The organism is Pirellulimonas nuda, assembly GCF_007750855.1.
Classification (GTDB): domain Bacteria; phylum Planctomycetota; class Planctomycetia; order Pirellulales; family Lacipirellulaceae; genus Pirellulimonas; species Pirellulimonas nuda.
Genome location: NZ_CP036291.1, coordinates 3,132,836 through 3,149,415, shown reverse-complemented (window position 1 = coordinate 3,149,415; position 16,580 = coordinate 3,132,836). Strand labels below are relative to the sequence as shown.

Annotated in this window: 17 protein-coding genes and 1 pseudogene; 12 read left to right on the top strand and 6 right to left on the bottom strand. The window is 61.3% G+C overall.

Annotated features, from left to right (window positions below; genetic code table 11):
* Positions 1–8 precede the first annotated feature (8 nt).
* The 5 genes from Pla175_RS12485 to Pla175_RS12465 all read right to left on the bottom strand — a co-directional run bounded on the left by Pla175_RS12485 (position 9) and on the right by Pla175_RS12465 (position 3,597).
* Positions 9–680 (bottom strand): cysteine hydrolase family protein, encoded by a 672-nt coding sequence (locus Pla175_RS12485; RefSeq protein ID WP_145285066.1) that lies wholly within the window; start codon positions 678–680, stop codon positions 9–11.
* A gap of 108 nt (positions 681–788) precedes the next feature.
* Positions 789–1,385, bottom strand: coding sequence for a pyridoxamine 5'-phosphate oxidase family protein (locus Pla175_RS12480; protein ID WP_145285063.1), 597 nt, complete (start codon positions 1,383–1,385; stop codon positions 789–791).
* A gap of 65 nt (positions 1,386–1,450) precedes the next feature.
* Positions 1,451–2,398 carry an alpha/beta fold hydrolase gene (locus Pla175_RS12475; protein ID WP_145285060.1) on the bottom strand — a complete coding sequence of 316 codons (948 nt, stop codon included), beginning with the start codon at positions 2,396–2,398 and terminating at the stop codon, positions 1,451–1,453.
* A 57-nt stretch (positions 2,399–2,455) separates the two neighbouring features.
* Positions 2,456–2,926 carry a nuclear transport factor 2 family protein gene (locus Pla175_RS12470; RefSeq protein ID WP_145285057.1) on the bottom strand — a complete coding sequence of 157 codons (471 nt, stop codon included), beginning with the start codon at positions 2,924–2,926 and terminating at the stop codon, positions 2,456–2,458.
* Positions 2,927–3,003: 77 nt separating this feature from the next.
* Positions 3,004–3,597: a carboxymuconolactone decarboxylase family protein gene (locus tag Pla175_RS12465; RefSeq protein ID WP_145285054.1), complete on the bottom strand. Its 594-nt coding sequence runs from the start codon at positions 3,595–3,597 to the stop codon at positions 3,004–3,006.
* 219 nt (positions 3,598–3,816) lie between these two features.
* Here Pla175_RS12465 and Pla175_RS12460 point away from each other — a divergent pair, with 219 nt between their 5' ends.
* Positions 3,817–5,421, top strand: coding sequence for a sigma-54-dependent Fis family transcriptional regulator (locus Pla175_RS12460; RefSeq protein ID WP_145292081.1), 1,605 nt, complete (start codon positions 3,817–3,819; stop codon positions 5,419–5,421).
* Here the strand turns inward: Pla175_RS12460 and Pla175_RS12455 are convergent.
* Positions 5,418–5,921 (bottom strand): anthrone oxygenase family protein, encoded by a 504-nt coding sequence (locus Pla175_RS12455; RefSeq protein ID WP_145285050.1) that lies wholly within the window; start codon positions 5,919–5,921, stop codon positions 5,418–5,420. The two genes, Pla175_RS12460 and Pla175_RS12455, sit on opposite strands and share 4 nt — an antisense overlap.
* A gap of 281 nt (positions 5,922–6,202) precedes the next feature.
* Here Pla175_RS12455 and Pla175_RS12450 point away from each other — a divergent pair, with 281 nt between their 5' ends.
* The 11 genes and pseudogenes from Pla175_RS12450 to Pla175_RS12395 all read left to right on the top strand — a co-directional run bounded on the left by Pla175_RS12450 (position 6,203) and on the right by Pla175_RS12395 (position 16,550).
* Positions 6,203–6,850: an ECF-type sigma factor gene (locus Pla175_RS12450; RefSeq protein ID WP_145285047.1), complete on the top strand. Its 648-nt coding sequence runs from the start codon at positions 6,203–6,205 to the stop codon at positions 6,848–6,850.
* Positions 6,801–8,567, top strand: coding sequence for a serine/threonine-protein kinase (locus Pla175_RS12445; protein WP_231954380.1), 1,767 nt, complete (start codon positions 6,801–6,803; stop codon positions 8,565–8,567). Before Pla175_RS12450 ends, Pla175_RS12445 begins: the two co-directional genes overlap by 50 nt.
* Positions 8,568–8,609: 42 nt before the next feature.
* The gene (locus Pla175_RS12440; protein ID WP_145285044.1) at positions 8,610–9,611 is read left to right on the top strand and encodes an NAD(P)-dependent alcohol dehydrogenase; all 1,002 of its coding nucleotides are present in this window, start codon (positions 8,610–8,612) and stop codon (positions 9,609–9,611) included.
* Positions 9,612–9,682: 71 nt separating this feature from the next.
* Positions 9,683–10,162, top strand: a complete 480-nt coding sequence (locus tag Pla175_RS12435) for a DUF1569 domain-containing protein (RefSeq protein ID WP_145285040.1) — start codon at positions 9,683–9,685, stop codon at positions 10,160–10,162.
* Positions 10,163–10,262: 100 nt separating this feature from the next.
* Positions 10,263–10,451, top strand: a complete 189-nt coding sequence (locus Pla175_RS12430; protein ID WP_145285035.1) for an SRPBCC domain-containing protein — start codon at positions 10,263–10,265, stop codon at positions 10,449–10,451.
* Positions 10,435–10,749 carry an SRPBCC domain-containing protein gene (locus Pla175_RS12425; protein ID WP_197527468.1) on the top strand — a complete coding sequence of 105 codons (315 nt, stop codon included), beginning with the start codon at positions 10,435–10,437 and terminating at the stop codon, positions 10,747–10,749. Before Pla175_RS12430 ends, Pla175_RS12425 begins: the two co-directional genes overlap by 17 nt.
* A gap of 422 nt (positions 10,750–11,171) precedes the next feature.
* Positions 11,172–11,969 (top strand): annotated as a pseudogene (locus Pla175_RS27095) (DUF6444 domain-containing protein); the annotation flags it as partial.
* An 88-nt stretch (positions 11,970–12,057) separates the two neighbouring features.
* Entirely contained in the window at positions 12,058–12,612 is a 555-nt protein-coding gene (locus Pla175_RS26800; protein WP_145285028.1) for an IS66 family transposase, read from the top strand.
* A 214-nt stretch (positions 12,613–12,826) separates the two neighbouring features.
* Complete coding sequence (locus Pla175_RS12405; protein WP_145285025.1) at positions 12,827–13,360, top strand: sigma-70 family RNA polymerase sigma factor; 534 nt, start codon at positions 12,827–12,829, stop codon at positions 13,358–13,360.
* Positions 13,357–14,913: a LamG-like jellyroll fold domain-containing protein gene (locus Pla175_RS12400; RefSeq protein ID WP_145285022.1), complete on the top strand. Its 1,557-nt coding sequence runs from the start codon at positions 13,357–13,359 to the stop codon at positions 14,911–14,913. The genes Pla175_RS12405 and Pla175_RS12400 overlap by 4 nt, the downstream gene beginning before the upstream one ends.
* Before the next feature lie 113 nt (positions 14,914–15,026).
* Positions 15,027–16,550, top strand: coding sequence for a sulfatase (locus Pla175_RS12395; protein WP_145292079.1), 1,524 nt, complete (start codon positions 15,027–15,029; stop codon positions 16,548–16,550).
* Positions 16,551–16,580 lie beyond the last annotated feature (30 nt).

Genomic DNA, 16,580 nt, shown 5'->3' with positions numbered 1-16,580 from the left:
TCAGGACGCTACGCCGCCGCAACGCGACGCACGGCTTCCACCGTATCGAGCGTTTCGCTAGCGAGCATGTGGTAGTTCGTCTTCGCAGCCGCCATCCCATCGAACTCCGGCAGCTTTGCCGCGGCGGTTGCGTCCCACACGACGGCAACCTCAAACCCCTGCTCGAGCAGGTCGCGTAGATGCGATTCTACGCACAGGTTGGCCGACATGCCCGCGAGCAGCACCTTGGAGACTCCGCGCTTGCGTAGCTGCAAGACCAGAGCGTTCGTCTGGGGCCCAAACACCTTATGCGGGCTCGTGACCACCGTCTCGCCGTCGTTGATGAAGGGCTTGTAGCGCTCAAGCCAATCCGCCCCCGACCCCTCGAAGCCGGCCAAGTCGAGCGGACCGGGACGGTCGAACATCTTGATGTCGTGCATCAGCCGTTCGAGCGAGCCTTCAAAACGCCAGCGGTGGTCGTGCGGGTAGTAGTAGTGTGGCGACACGAAAACCGGCAGCGAAGCTTCCTTGGTCGCTCTGAAAAGTGACTCCAAGTTATCGACGGTCTTGTTTTCCGTGACGCTCTGGCCGACGACACCCCAGGTAACGCCCTTGGGGCTGAGGAAATCCTTCTGCGGGTCGGTGACCACTAGGGCAGTGTCGCCACGGCTCACTTCGAAGCCGGGAACAGGAAGGGACATTTGTACATCCTTCGGTTTAATTTGTGTGGCGAATGCTTGGGCTTCGAGAAGCCTCAATGCGCGTGTTCAATCGGGTGGGTATGAAAGGATTGTGCGTGGGTGGTGCCCTCAGCCTTCACCGAGACGCGACTTCAACGGCTCGATCTCTTGCTGCAAACTGGCGATTTCGCCTCGAAACTTGTCCTCCGGGAAGCGACGGTGGATGTGTTGCGGGCAGTTGACGTCCCACGCCTCAACGTCAAAGACAATCGCTCGTTCGACCTGCGCGGGATAGGTCGGATCGGCAAGTTCGGAGTTCAGCCGATCGTCGCCTGCGACGACTCGAGCGCGTCCCCAGACCTTGATCCGGCGCCGGTTCTCGTAGTCCATCAGAAACAGAAAGGCCTTCGGATTGTCTTGAAGGTTGCCGAGCGTGATGTACTGACGGTTGCCGCCGAAGTCCGCGAAGCCGAGCGTCTTGTCGTCGATCACCCGCAAGAAACCCGCCGGGCCGCCGCGGTACTGGATGTAGGGCTGGCCATCGGCGTTAGCGGTGCCGAGGTAGAACATGTCGAGCTCTGACAGGAACGCTTGCAGGTCGGGCGTAACGGTGGTCCGCCAACCTCCGCTCTCCTCCATCTTGCGGTAGGCCTGCCGTGAGCCGTTCGACGCCTGGATCGCCTTGACGGTTGGCGTGAAGGCGATGTCGCTTGGATAGTGGGTCATCTCGCCGACTCCCTCCTCAGGAATAAGGCCCCCCCCCTCGTGCGGAAGGGGGTGGGCGACAACGACTAGCGGGCAACCTTGCGGTCCAGGAAGTCACGCATCCGTCGGGCGATCTCGGCGCCGTCCTCCTCCAACGCGAAGTGCCCCGTATCGAAGAGGTGAAACTCCAGGTCCTTCAGGTCGCGCTGGTACGGGTACGCCCCCGCGTCCGGGAAGATCGCGTCGTTCTTGCCCCAGACGATCAGCGTCGGCGGCTGGTGCGTCCGCAGATACTCTTGCCACTTGGGGTACAGCGGCGGGTTGCTGCCGTAGCTGAAGAACAGGGCGAGCTGGACCTCTTGGTTGCCGGGGCGATCCAACAGCGACTGGACGTGGCCCCAGGTGTCCGGGCTGATGACCTCGACATCACGGACCCCGTGCGTGTACTGCCACTTGGTCGCGTCGAGCGTCAGCAGCCCCCGCAGGGCGTCGCCGTTAGCGTCGGAGCGGTCGGCCCAGTACTTCTTGACGGGGGCCCAGAAGTCGTTGTCGATCCCTTCGTCGTAGGCGTTGCCGTTCTGGATGATCAGGGATTCGACACGCTCCGGGGCCGCCGCCGCGATCCGGAAGCCGACCGGCGCTCCGTAGTCCATGAGGTACAGCGAGTACCGCCCGAGGCCGACTCGGTCGATAAACTTCGTCACGACTCGGGCGAGGTTGTCGAACGTGTACTCGAACTCATCAACCGACGGCGCTGAGCTTTGCCCGTAGCCCGGGTAGTCGGGGGCGATGACGTGGTACTTGTCCGCGAGTTGCGGGATCAGATCACGGAACATGTGCGAGGAAGTCGGGAAACCGTGCAGCAGGAGCACAGTGGGAGCGTCCTTCGGGCCCGCCTCGCGGTAGAAGATGTCGAGTCCGTCGATCTTGACGGTGCGGTAGCGGACCGTGGGTAGTTCGGCCACCGCAAACGACTCTGCCAGAGCAAACAACGCCGTGATCAGCAGCCAACGACCGCTAGCTTGGAAAAACATGATCTTCTCCTGAGTGAGTGCCGGGCGACCAAGGAAACGGGATTCTGTGCGTTGCGTTCACGCGATGCAGAGCACGGCGGCGGGTTCGTTCGGCCGAGGCTCGCCAGCTGGCCAATGGAACTTCCGCTCCGACTCCGCGATGGCAAGGTCGTTGATGCTCGCCTCGCGGCGACGCATCAGCCCCTCGGCGTCGAACTCCCACAGCTCGTTGCCGTAGGCCCGCCACCACTGACCGACAGAGTCGTGGTACTCGTACTGGAAACGGACGGCGATCCGATTGCCCCCGAACGACCAAAGGTCTTTCATGAGCCGGTAGTCAAGTTCTCTCGCCCACTTGCCGGAGAGGAACTCACGGATCGCTTCTCGGCCTTCGAGGAATTGGTCGCGATTCCGCCACGTGGAGTTTTCGCTGTAAGCCAGCGAAACCCGATACGGGTCGCGGGAGTTCCAAGCGTCCTCGGCAGCGCGAACCTTGGCGGCAGCCGACTTGCGCTTGAAGGGAGGTCGGATGTCGGTCGGTTTGGGCATGGGATGCTCCTTATTTAGCTTTCTGCGAGTCGGCGAAGAGCCCGTCGCGGCTCACGGTCTGTCGCGGCGCGGCATCTCTAGGCCGAGCGGCCGCAGCCGGTCGAGCAGGCGACTTCACCACTCGGGGCGTTCGCCAGCGGAGCGGCCACAGGGAAGTCGATGTCGGTCTCAACTAGGTTGTTGAAGAAGTTCGTGTACACGTTCAGAGCGACGTGCGCAACTGTCTCGGCAACCGCGTCGTCTCCGAAGCCCGCATCGCGGAACGCTTCGAGTTCTGCATCCGAAACGCGACCCCTGGATTCCAAAACCTCCGAGGCGAAGCGAGCGATAGCGCGACTTGCGACGTCGATGCCCTCGGAGCGGCGTGCGGCTTCGATCCCTTCGGGCGAGAGGCCAACCATCTTTCCAATGGTCGAGTGGGCGGCGAGGCAGTACTCGCAGCCGTTCACCTCCCCGATCGCCAGCGCGACGATCTCACGTTGCTGGGCGGTAAGGCCTTCACCTGCCGCGATCGCGCCGGATAAGTCGAGGTAGCCGCGGAGCGCGGCGGGGGAGTTCGCGAGCGCCCGGAACAAGTTGGGCACGCGGCCGAGCTTCGCCTTCACGGCGTCGAAGAGTTCGGCTTGTTGCGGGGAGGCTTGTTCGTGGACGATCTGAGTGAGGCGAGGCATGGCATCAATTCCTGTAACGGGGTTGGAAGATCGGGCGACGAGTCACTTGCTCGGCGTCGCATTCCCCATTCGCACACCCGGCGCCAAAGCGTCGAAGAACCCACAAGTCTCTTTATGGATAGCACTTATGGCGATTCGACTTTCCAGGGGGATGCGACGAAATTTCGTCGATCAACGAAACTTCGTCACGGCACAACGAAAGTTCGCTATGATCGCGTCATGGCAAGCACCGCCTCCTCCGCACCGCTGATCGAGGACCCGAAGCGCCTCTTGCTTGACCTTGCACTGCAACGCGAGCTTCCAGAACTGCTCGACCTACTGGTTTCGCGGATCGCAGCCTCCGACGCCGTCGCCCTCACCAGGCTGTGGCTCGTTCGCTCGGGCGAAGGGTGCGAGACATGTCCGATGCGGAGCGAATGCCCCGACCGCTCGCAATGCCTCCACCTGGTGGCGAGCAGCGGGCGTTCGATCGTCGATCCAAACCAAGATCTCTCTCGGACCGACGGGCAGTTCCGGAGGTTCCCGATCGGTGTGCGAAAGGTGGGTCGCATCGCGGCGACGGGTGAAGCGATCGAAGCGCCCGACATGGCGGAGCTCCCTTCTTGGATCGCCAAACCCGACTGGGTTCGTGACGAGGAGATTGTCGGCTTCGCCGGCCAGCCGCTGAGCCATCACGGAATGGTGCTTGGTGTGCTCGGCGTCTTCACCCGCGCGCGGATCCGCGAAGGATGCCTCGATTGGTTGCGGATGGTGGCCGACCACGCGGCGGTCGCGATCGCGCACGCCTACGCCTGGGAAGAAGTCGAAAGACTGCGCAAACGACTGGAAGAGGAGAACGAGTACCTGCAGCAGGAGGCAGCCGCCGAACAGGGCTTTGGCGAGATGCTCGGGGTCAGCCCAGCGCTTCGAAACGTGAGCCAACAGATCGACCTGGTCGCCCCAACTGATTCGACGGTTCTCATCTTGGGAGAGAGCGGCGCGGGCAAGGAAGTTGTCGCCCGCGAGCTGCATCGGCGCAGCATGCGAGCCGACCGTCCGCTCATCAAAGTCAACTGCGCCGCGATTCCGCGCGAACTCTTTGAGAGTGAGTTCTTCGGGCATATCCGGGGCGCCTTCACCGGCGCGCTCCGCGACCGGACAGGACGATTCGAATTGGCTGATGGCGGCACGCTATTCCTCGACGAGGTCGGCGAGGTGCCGCTCGACCTGCAAAGCAAGCTGCTGCGGGTCCTGCAGGAGGGCGAGATCGAGCGAATCGGCGAGGAGCAGACACGCCGAGTCGATGTCCGCATCATCGCTGCGACCAACCGCAACCTGCTTGAGGAGTCTCGACAGAAACGGTTCCGCGAGGACCTGTACTATCGACTCAGCGTCTTCCCGATCGAGCTGCCTCCCCTGCGCGAGCGACGTGAGGATATCGCCGTGCTCGCCGAGCACTTCTTACAGCAAAGTCGGCAGCGGCTCGCGACCGTACCACCCCGCCTTACCAAGGCCGTCGCGCGAAAGCTGGAGCGGTACGATTGGCCGGGAAACGTCCGAGAACTCCAGCACGTGATCGAGCGTGCCGTGATTCTCTCACGAGGCGGACCGCTGCGGATCGATCTGAAAGAGCCGAACAACGGCGCTACGCCAAGCGCCTTGGCTGTCGAGGCGGAGGTCCTTACGGATGCTCAGGTCCGCCAGTTCGAAAGGGAGAACCTCCAGCGAGCAGTAGAAGCATCTGGCGGCAAGATCCATGGGCCGGACGGTGCGGCCGAGCTATTGGGCGTGAAGCCAACAACCCTCGCCTCTCGGCTTAGGGCGATGGGAATCAAGCGAGCTTAGCCGATCTCAATCCGGAGCATGAGCAACAACAACGCCGCCAGAATCAAGCAAGTGACCACAGTGCGGATCGTGTTCCAGCGGTTCCACCTTGACTCGAAGGCGAATCTCTCTTCGCTTGCCTGTGCGTCACCGAGGCTCTGGATATCAAGCGCCTGCACCTGGTTGATCAGCGGGATGTTAATGGTCGTGGTCGGCAGTTGGACGAGAAGTACGCTACCAGCGGCGCATGAGACCATGACCACTTGATCGATGCGGCTCTGAGATGTGAGCGCGAGCACCGCCGCTGCGACGAGTGTCAGCGACGAGCCGAGCCACATCGTCATGAACATTGGTTGCCCCCGTTGGATCACGCGGTCGATTGTCTGGAAGCAACGCAGAAACTCGTGGTCATCAAGTTTCGAGATCCCGGGCATTACAACGATGGCAAAAGCGAACAGGAATCCCGCCTTTAGTGCGGACAAGAAGGTGACGATCATGGCCAACCATGCGTAAGCGGTCATGCGTTGTCTCTTTGTCCTGTGCCTCGTTGCCTTGAAACTAGTGGAGCGTGACGCCCTCCGCCCGCTGAGCGTTTGCTTGGCGATTCGATTGATTCGGGACCGCAGCAGGTACCGAGCGTTCCCGCAGCGGCAATCCTGAGTCTTCGCGCCAGCAAGGCCCCGGAACGCGGGCTTGCGGGTCTCTCGCCGGACGTCGAGCGGAGCCGGCAACTGACAGTCTGGTATCTTATATCACTGTCATCCCACATCCCAGGTTCCTTCAGAAACGATGGACGTCCCGCGTGTCCGAGAGCAAGAACGTCAGCCATTGGATTGAACTGGTGAAGGGTGGTGACTCGGCCGCCGCGGACCGCATATGGCATCACTACTTCGAACGACTCGTCCACGCCGTGAGGGGCCGGCTACGGGGCGTTGACCGGGCCGTCACCGACGAAGAAGATGTCGCTTTGAGTGTGTTCGACAGCTTCTACGATGCGGCGGAGAACGGGCGATTCCCCGACTTATCAGACCGCGATGACCTTTGGCGTCTGCTGTTGAGGATGGCGGCCAGGAAGGTGGTCGATAAGCGGCGGCGGGACCGTCGACAAAGGCGTGGCGGGGACGTCCAGGTCCACTCCCTTGACCAGGCCGGCGACGAGGAGCGGATCATCGAAGCGATCGGCGACGAGCCCTCGCCGGAGATGACCGTGATGATGCAGGAAACCGTCGAGCGTTTTTTTTCTCATTTAGGTGTCGGGCCGCTCAGAGAAATAGCGGGTGCCAAATTGGAGGGATACGCCAACGCGGAAATCGCCCGGCGGTTGGGCTGTTCCGAGCGGACGATCGAGCGTCGCCTGCATCTGATCCGAGAAAAATGCCAGCAAGAATTAATGGGAGCCGATGAGCAATCGACAGAAAAAACTACCGATCGCGGCCCTGGAACGGATTGATGACGCCAGCGCCGAGTTCGAGCGTAAATGGCGGTCCGAAGAGCCGCCCTCCGTCGAGTCGGCCCTTACCGTTGCCAGCGACCCACTGGTGCGTGATGTTCTGTTGACGGAACTGATCGTTCTCGACATCGACTACCGGCGACGCTGCGGGGAATTGCCCGAAAAGCAAGAGTACCTCGACCGCTTCCCCGACTGCTCTGGAGCGATCAACGACGCTCTGGGCGATGCTGCGCCCAGAGCCAGCGCTTTCGAGCCGCCAAGCCTCGGCCGGCTCGCCGAGCTCTTTCCGTCACTGGAGATCATCGAACTGGTCGGTGTTGGCGGGATGGGCGCTGTTTACAAGGCTCGCCAGCCAGGCCTCGACCGCCTTGTCGCGCTGAAGGTCTTGCCCACGGAGTTCGACCATGATGTCAAGTTCGCGCTCCGCTTTACGCGGGAGGCGCGCACGCTCGCCAAGCTGAGCCATCGCAACATCGTCTCGGTCTTCGAGTTCGGTACAGTCGAAGACACCTACTACTTTTTGATGGAATACGTCGATGGTTCGACGCTCCGTGACGTGGTGAGCGCTGGAGAGCTGTCGCCAGAGCACGCGCTAGGGATCGTGCCGCACCTGTGCGACGCCCTGCAGTACGCCCACGACAAAGGGGTCGTCCACCGCGACATCAAGCCGGAGAACATCCTGATCGCGGCCGACGGGGCGGTGAAGATCGCCGACTTCGGGCTTTCGCGGATCCTTGGGGAAGACGGCCATGAAGGCATACTCACGGCGACGCACCAAGTAATGGGCACACCTCGCTACATGGCGCCCGAGCAGCTGGAAGGCTCACACGGCGTCGACCACCGCGCAGACATCTATTCACTCGGCGTAGTCTTCTACGAGATGCTGACCGGCGAACTGCCGATCGGACGCTTCGCGGCCCCTTCGAAGAAGGCCGAGATTGACGTGCGGCTGGACGAAGTCGTGCTGCGAACCCTGGAAAAGGAGCCCCAGCGTCGCTACCAGCACGCCAGCCACGTGAAGTCAGACATGGAGTCGATCGTGGCGGGCAACGACTCGTCTACGACGCCGACGGTCGCCTATGAGGCTTCTACGCCGGGAGATCAATCCGCCTTGAGCGCTGACCTCGCTCAACAGGAGATCGCTGGCCGCGTGCTGCTAACCCGCAGCCAGTTGATGGACCGGATCAAGGGCTCTTTGCGGCCATTGTTCCGGTGGCAGGTGCTGCAAATCCTCTTGGGAATCGCGATGATCGTTGTCGGCGCGCAGTGCTGGGCTCGCAATACGCAGGTCACCCACCGCGTGGTTAACGGTGTGATTGTGCACCTCTACGGCATTTTGTTGATCGCCCAGGCGCTGCTAATCTGCACGCGGCTTCGCAGGATCGACTACTCGAGACCGATCCACGAGATCCGCTCCAAGCTCGACAGCCTGCGTTCCGGCCACTTGCGTTCTGGCCCCATCGTCGGCCACGCGTGGTGGCTCATGTGGATTCCGGTCGCCGTGTCGCTCGGATTCGAGCAGGTGCTCTTCCCGAACGCCCTCTACCTGTCGCTGGGTGTCGGCGTGATCGGACTTGCCGTCTCGCTCTGGCTTCACTGGCGCGCTCTAAGACTGGGAAACCCGAATGCCGATAGATGGCGAACGAAGATGTCGGGCGAGAGCATCGCCGCGGCGTACCGAACCCTCGACGAGATCGCAAAGAGCCAGATTCAGTGACGCTGGGCCAACGGTTGAAATAACCAAGGAAGGGAGCACGCGATGAAGGCGATCACCTACTCACAGTACGGTCCCCCCGACGTCCTTCGCGTGACGGAGACCACCAAGCCCTCGCCCGGCCCCAATGAAGTCTTGGTGCGAACGCACGCGACTACGGTCACGTCGGGTGACTGGCGGGTTCGGAGCCTCGATATGCCTCCCGGCTTCAAGCTGATCGCACGGCTGATGTTTGGTCTAACTAAACCGCATAAGGACATTCTCGGTGGTGAGCTGGCCGGTGTCGTCGAGAGCGTTGGCCCAGACGTCGGCCGGTTCAAAGTCGGTGATCGCGTCTTTGCCTTTTCGGGATCGGCGTTAGGCTGCTACGTGCAATTCAAGTGCTTCCCCGAGGACGGTCTGATCGTGCCGATGCCAGACAACGTCGGCTTTGAAGAAGCCGCCGCCTTGAGTTTCGGCGGTACGACCGCCCTCGACTTTTTCCGCAAAGCCAATCTCCACGAAGGAGAGGCTGTTTTGATCAATGGCGCGTCGGGAGGCGTGGGGACCGCGGCCGTGCAGATCGCGAAGCACTTGGGCGCAACGGTCACCGGCGTGTGCAGCAGCGACAACGCCTCGCTCGTCGAGTCTTTGGGCGCTGACCGCGTCATCGACTACCAGTCAGAGGACTTCGCGGCGTTGGGCCAGAAATACGACGTCATCATGGACACCGTCGGAACCGCACCCTACTCGCGAAGCGCGCCTTGTCTAAACGAGAACGGACGCCTGCTGCTCATCCTAGGTGGGCTCCCCGACTTGCTGCGGATGCCGTGGGTAGCGGCGACCAGCACTAAGCGAATCGTTGGCGGCGCAGCGGCCGAGCGGCGAGACGACCTCGAAACGCTTGCTCAGCTTGCAGAGGCTGGGTGGTACAAGCCAGTCATTGATCGGCGTTACACGGTCGACCAGATAGTCGAGGCGCACCGGTACGTCGATTCGGGCAGAAAGAGAGGCAATGTGATTGTCCTATGGGAGGGATCACAGCCTTTGCCGCACACAGGCCACTAACCGTCGACGTTTCATCCAAGTAGCGTTCTTACACTGCCACTCTGTTCGGCCAGGATCATTCCAGCGGCTCAATGCCCATGCGAAGGAAGTTGATTTACGACAGCCTGCAAGAAGCAGTCTTGGAGGCCGAAACGCTTCTGAGCAGCGGCTACACCAGATCCGGCAATTGGTCTCTCGCTCAAGTCTGTCGCCACTTGAGGCTGACGATTGAGAGCAACGTGCGCGGGTACCCGGGATGGATGACAATTCTTGGCTATCCACTCCGCCCGGTGCTCCGCGCCTTCTTGCTTCCCCGTCTGCTAGATGGTCGGTCACCCAGTGGGGTCCGTACAGCCAAGATATTCGTGCCCCCAGATGACTTAGTCGACGCCGATGAGGTATTACGGTTCGAGCGATGCGTCGCCGAGTTCGAGAACTCAGATGCACAACTTCACTCGCACCCGGGATTTGGAGCCATGTCGAAAGCTGAGTTCAGTAAGTTTCATGCAGCTCACGCAGGGCATCACCTGAGCTTCCTGTGGCCGCGTCAGTCGGCGGACGACAAAGCTTGAAAAATCGGAAAGTCCAGCCATGCGACCGACAGGCCATTTCTGATCGACGCGTATGACCCACGTCTGAAATCACCACGCCCCAGGAAGGACAAGGCAAGAGATGAAGCCCGCAGTCGCCAACACCCCTACGGACACTCAGGTCGAGGTCGTAAGGAGCTTCGACGCGCCGGTCGAATATGTGTGGAAAGCGTTCACCGAACCCGAGTTGGTTAGCCGCTGGATGATGGGTCCGCCGGGTTGGTCGATGCCTGTCTGCGAGATGGACTTCCGCGTTGGGGGGCAGGTATGAGAGCCGATTCCGAAACGACGAGGAGGGAACCGAGTTCGGTCTCTGCGGCGAGATCCGCGAAATCGAGACACTGAGGAAGATCGTGCAAGACGAAAGCCATCGACTGCCGAGCTTCGAGGGCGAAGCGGCTGAGGAATCCGTTGTCACCCTGACCTTTCATGAAGCTAACGAGGTTACAAAGGTTGCCACGTTGATTGAATACGCCTCCAGCGAGGCCCGAGACTCCGCGCTTGCGACCGGAATGACCATAGCAATGGAAGCGGGCTACCGTAGCATCGATGAGTTGTTGGCTGAATGATTGCAGCGCTGCTTTCGCAGGTCGGACCACCCGTTCGCAGTTTGAGTGGGAGCCGACGCGCGGCGGTGCAGCTCACCTCCTTTGGAGTGCCGACTGGCCGCATGACCCAGGACGCGTCAGCCTGGGCAGCTCGGAGGTCGGCAAGCCTGCTGAGGTGTCCTCGCCGACGGACGACCTCTGCAGCTACGGCGGCAGTCCAGCGGGCCGCAACTTCGCCGGAGCCAGATCCGAGGGAAGTGATGTCCACCGACTCGACTTGGCCGAGCCTCCTACTCGCCGCGGATAATGCGAATGCTGCGGCGACACGTTCAACTGTACAGGTCTCGGTGAATTTCGACCTTGGCACAGGATTAGTAACCGTTCACACCCCGTCGCATAACTGCTCTTCGCGCCGGTCGGCGAGTTAGCGCACGCTGTAGGGCATGCCGCCCATTACGCCTGAGCAGATGTCCGCGTTGCCGCCGGAGTTCCGGGCGTTGCTGGGGCATGTGATCGACCACTACGAAGCGCGGATCGCCGTGCTTGAGGCGAAGATCGCGCAGCTCGAAGAGCGGCTGAGCAAGACGCCGCGGAACTCGTCGCTGCCGCCATCGAGCGAGCCCCCCCACGCCAAACCGCCGTCCGAGAAGCCCAAGAGCAAGAAGAAGCGGGGCGGGCAGCTGGGGCACAAGAAGCACACGCGGCCGCTGCGGCCGACCGATCAGTGCGACGACGTCCAGACGCACAAGCCGGCCGAGTGCCGCGGGTGCGGAGCGTCCCTGGCGGGGGAAGACCCCGATCCGCTGCGGCATCAGGTGTGGGAGCTGCCGCCGATCAGGCCGATTGTCACCGAGCACCGGCGCCATCGGCTGAGGTGTGGCCGCTGCGGGACCTCGACCTGCGCCCCGCTGCCGGCCGGCGTGCCGGTCGGTCAGGCGGGGCCGAACCTCGTGGCGTTGGCTGGGCTGCTGATGGGCTGCTACCGGCAGAGCAAGCGGCGCACGGCGTTGTTCCTTGAACAGGTCTTGGGGCAGCCCTGCTCGGCGGGCTGGGTGGTGAAACTGCAGAACCAGGCCAGCGCGTCGCTGGCAGCGCCGTGGGAAGAGCTCCGGGGACGGCTCGCGGCCCAGCCGGTGGTGAACATGGACGAAACGCCGTCCAAGCAGGCCGACATCAAGAGCTGGCTGTGGACGTGCGTCGCCCGAGAGTTCACCTGCTACACGATCCGCCCCAACCGCAAGGCCGATGCGATCACCGAACTGTTGGGGGAGAACTATCGAGGGGTAGTGGGCTGCGACCGGGCGAAGCCGAAGGTCCGCCGAAGGCGGGATGTACCTCATGCTCCAGCGCGTGCAGTGGTGTTGGGCGCACCTTCAGCGGGACTTTCAGGCGCTGATCGACTCGCCCGACCCCCAGGCCCAACGGTTGGGGCGCGACCTGATGCGGCCGACCGAGGCGCTGTTCTGTTGGTGGCGCCGAGTGCGGGACGGCACGCTCACCCGCCGCGGCCTGCGGCAGAAGATGGCGCCGGTCCGCCGCGAGGTCGAGGCCCTGCTGCTGCGGGGCGCCTTCAGCGGCAACCCACGCCTGATGGGGATGTGCGAGGGGCTCCACAAGAACCGCGCGTGGCTGTGGAGCTTCGTCGATGTCGAGGGGGTCGAGCCGACCAACAACTCGAGCGAGCGGGCCCTGCGGCACGCGGTGATCTGGCGCAAGCTCTCGTTCGGGACCCAGAGCGCCGCCGGCAGCCGCTTCGTCGAGCGGATGCTCACCGTCATCGAGACCTGCCGACAACAAACCCGCAACCCGTTGGCCTACCTCACCCAAGCGATCACCGCACAACTCCACCGCAGGGACCCACCGTCGCTCCTGCACGGGGTGTGAACGGTTGCACGGGCTGCTAAGCCGTCCGCCTGCGGCGAACTCTCCGATTCGAGAGACGCAGACCGGGGACCGGAACCAGCCATCGAGGTTGGCCCCAAACCCCGGAATCTCGGCCCAATATTCTTGGACGCTCTGATTTAACAACCCGTCGTGGGTTTACCGATTTTCTCGAGTTTTGTTCGTAAAATTGCTTCGGCGAACGGAGTGTACTTCTATGGACCCCCACAACCCTCGACTACACGAGCAATTTCTCACGCTGTTCACGTCGAATGAGTCGGCGATACGTGCCTACGTGCGCAGGTTGGTGCCGACGAGACACGATGCCGCGGACGTGATGCAGGGGGTCTCGTTGGTGCTCTGGAAGAAGTTCCGTGAGTTGGACCAGCCAAGTGATTTTCGCAAATGGTCATTTGGCGTAGCCCGTTATGAGACGTTGGCCTGGCTGCGCGACAAGGCGCGAGATCGGCTGGTGTTGGCCGATGACGTTTTGCATACCGTGGCTCAGGAATCAGGGCGGGACGAAGAGCGACTGTCCGCGCAGCGAGAGGCCTTGGAAGGCTGTCTTGAAAAGCTGCCCAAGGAGCAGCGGACTATGATTCTGGCGGCATACGCGCCCGACGCGGCCATTCAGAACGTGGCGAAACAGAGTGGACGAACTGTCGCGGCCTTCTACCAGTGGTTGCATCGTATGCGACTGCGATTGCTGGAATGCACACGTCGCACGCTTCAGGCGGAGGGGCTGGCATGAGCGATTCGCCTGACTTGCGTCCGCTGTTCGTGGATTATGCGCTTGGGGTAATCTCCGCCGCGCAGCTTCAGGCTTTGGAAGCGGCGCTCCGCGAGGACTCCGATCTGCGTCGGGACTTTATCGAGTACATGAATATTGATTCGGCGTTAGGCGACATGGCGGCGCTATCTGAGGCCGAACTGGCTGAGTTTGAAACAACAAAGCCAGACAATGGATCGAGGGCAAGTGATTCTGGTGTGTCCAGAGCAATTGCAGGAACCAACGACCGACCATCGCAAACATATCGAGCTGTCGCATTCCTGGGTGCACTTGCGGCGACTTTGCTCATTGCGGCATTTCTGTGGTTCACCAGCCCCAGCGAAAACGAACAAGCACCGGTGGCAACGCTGGTCACGGATGTCGATGCCGTTCTGTTGTGCGACGGCCAGCCTTGCAAGGGTACAGAATTGCAAGCCGGTAAGTATCGGCTGGACCGAGGGCTTTTACACTTGCAATTCGACGGCGGAGTAATGGTTTACGTGGAGGCTCCTGCCCGCTTCGACGCAATCAGCGACAAACGTGTGATGCTGCATAGCGGGCGACTGTCAGCCAGAGTCCCTCCCGAAGGAATCGGATTCACGGTGGAAACTCCCGAAGCGGAAGTCGTTGACTTTGGCACGGAGTTCTCCGTCGATGTGGAAGGCGGCGCGAGCGAGGTTCACGTGTTCGAAGGACTTGTTCGCGTGCATCCCGGGGCTTCGAATCAGCGTGACGTCTCTCGGTCCGTTGAAGTGCAGGCGTCTCAGGCCGTGCGAATCACCGAAGGTGCGGCCGAGCCCGAGGATATCTCGATCGAGACCGACAGGTTCATTCGGAACTTTGACGAACCGAAGTGGAACTACGCGCGCTTGGTCAGGCGGTCGTCGCCTTTGGCCTACTACCGAATGCCAATTCGTGACCGCGGGCTGGTTGCTGAACCGCCTGAATATTCGGGCGTCGTGCTGACTGGGGATGGCAAACGTCCGCCACACGCCCGCGGCGTGTTCGTCGGCGGTTCTCTGCGAGTCGGAGCCGATTGCTCCGGACGCGGAGGACGCGTCGATTCCCCGCCACCTTTGAGCACAGGACAATTCTCACTGACCGTGTTCGTGTACCTCGAAGTGCCCGCGCACAGCGCGATGGTTGCCACGAACTTGCATGATGGTCAGGGCAACTTTGGTCTGTCTCTCGATGACAGCGGTCTGCTGCAGGCCGCCGTCAGGAGCGGCAATGGAGATGTATCGTTCATTACAGGCAACTCGGTCCTGCCGCAGAAGACATGGCGGCACGTCGTCGTGACCGCTGATGGTGAGCAATTGCGGCTCTACGAAGACGGGGAACTTGTTGCGTCCAAACCCTGTGCAGCAGTGGCAGCCAGTGACTCCGATACGCTCTGGTTCGGAACAAACGGTAGAGCGACCCAGGTGTGGGACGGCCGGATCGACGATGTGGCATTGTTCAACCGAGCGCTTACTTCAGAAGACATCGCCGCGCTTTATCGCACCGCACAGGAGGAGATTGCCAGATCACAATGACAATGAAACACAACCACGAAGATACATCGAGCGCCCACGCAAAGAAACTCATGAACATACCGACGCGCTTCCTTCTCTGTATCGTTCTAGTCCTCGCATCCTGTAATGGCCATCTGCTTGCGGCCGATACGCGACCCAATGTCGTGTTCCTGGCAGTCGACGACATGAACGACTTCGTCGGATGTCTCGAGTCACGCCCCAATGCGATCACACCCAACATTGATCGGCTTGCCGCGCGTGGCGTGTGCTTTACCAATGCTCACACCGCCGGCGTGTTTTGTGCGCCCAGTCGTGCGTCTATCTTTTCCGGCCAGTACGCTTCGACAACCGGATGCTATACGACTCCGAATTACTTTGTGCATCGCCCGGAGATTGAATCGCTGCAAATGAGCTTTGCCAACGCGGGTTACTCGACGTTCGGCGCGGGCAAGTTGTTTCATCATCCCGCTGGAGCGATCGACCAGCGTGGATGGACGGAGTACTTCCTTCGTAACCAGTTCCAGCGTGAAGGCGGTTGGGCGCTTGAATCGTGGAGCAGCGACACACCCGTGCCACAGCCGTTCCCGGCAAGCGTCTACAACCAGGGCAAGGAGATCACCGGTGGACTGTTCCTGGAATGGGGAGCGATCCCGAACGACCAGGAAGAGGAGATGGCCGACACGATACGAGCCAACTGGGCCGTCGAACAACTGAAACGAAAACACGACAAGCCGTTCTTCCTGGCCTGCGGTTTTTACGCTCCTCATTATCCCAACTACTGTCCGCAGAAGTATTTTGGTCTGTACGATCGAGACGCTATCGAGACTCCAGCGTTCAAAGAAGATGACTTGACGGACCTCCCCGACAAAATTCGTAAGCAACGCCAGAATCGCAAAGCCCAGCACTACGACAAACTGGTCGCGATGGGTGCCTGGAAGGACGCTCTGCACGGATACCTTGCCTGCACCAGCTACGCCGACGCGATGGTCGGGCGAATTCTGGATGCGCTCGAATCAAGCCCCGACGCCGACAATACGATCGTTGTGCTGTGGAGCGATCACGGTTATCACCTGGGCGAGAAAGGTCAGTGGGGCAAACACACGTTGTGGGAACGAACTTCCAACGTGCCGTTCGTGTGGGCCGGCCCCGGCGTGGCAAAAGGGGCTCGGACCGACGTGACGGTCAGCCTGATCGACATCTACCCGACGCTGGTTGAAACATGCAACTTGCCGGCGCCGCGTCAGGAGTTGGAAGCCACTTCGCTGGCATCGACACTGAAGCATCCCACCGAAGCAAGAGACCGAACGGTGTATCTGCCCTACATAAATCCCGGCGAATACACGGTGATGAATCGCGACTGGCGTTACATCCATTACGACGACAAGAACCAGGAATTATACAACATCAAAGAGGATCCGCACGAGTGGAGCAACCTGGCGTCCGACCCACAGTACGCTGACGTCATCACCAGGCTGCGGGAATTAGCACCGACTGAATTTGCCGATCCAGAACCCCCGCTCAACTCGCGTCGTGATCTCGTGGTCGAAGGCGAAACCTTCCGCTGGGAGAAAGGCAAGGGCAACTACGTTCCACATCCAAAGTATTTGCCCTACACCGACCCCGCACTGAAGCAAAAGCAATCGAAGAAGGGACGCTGAAGAGATCCGCACCCAGCGTTGCCGCTAAGC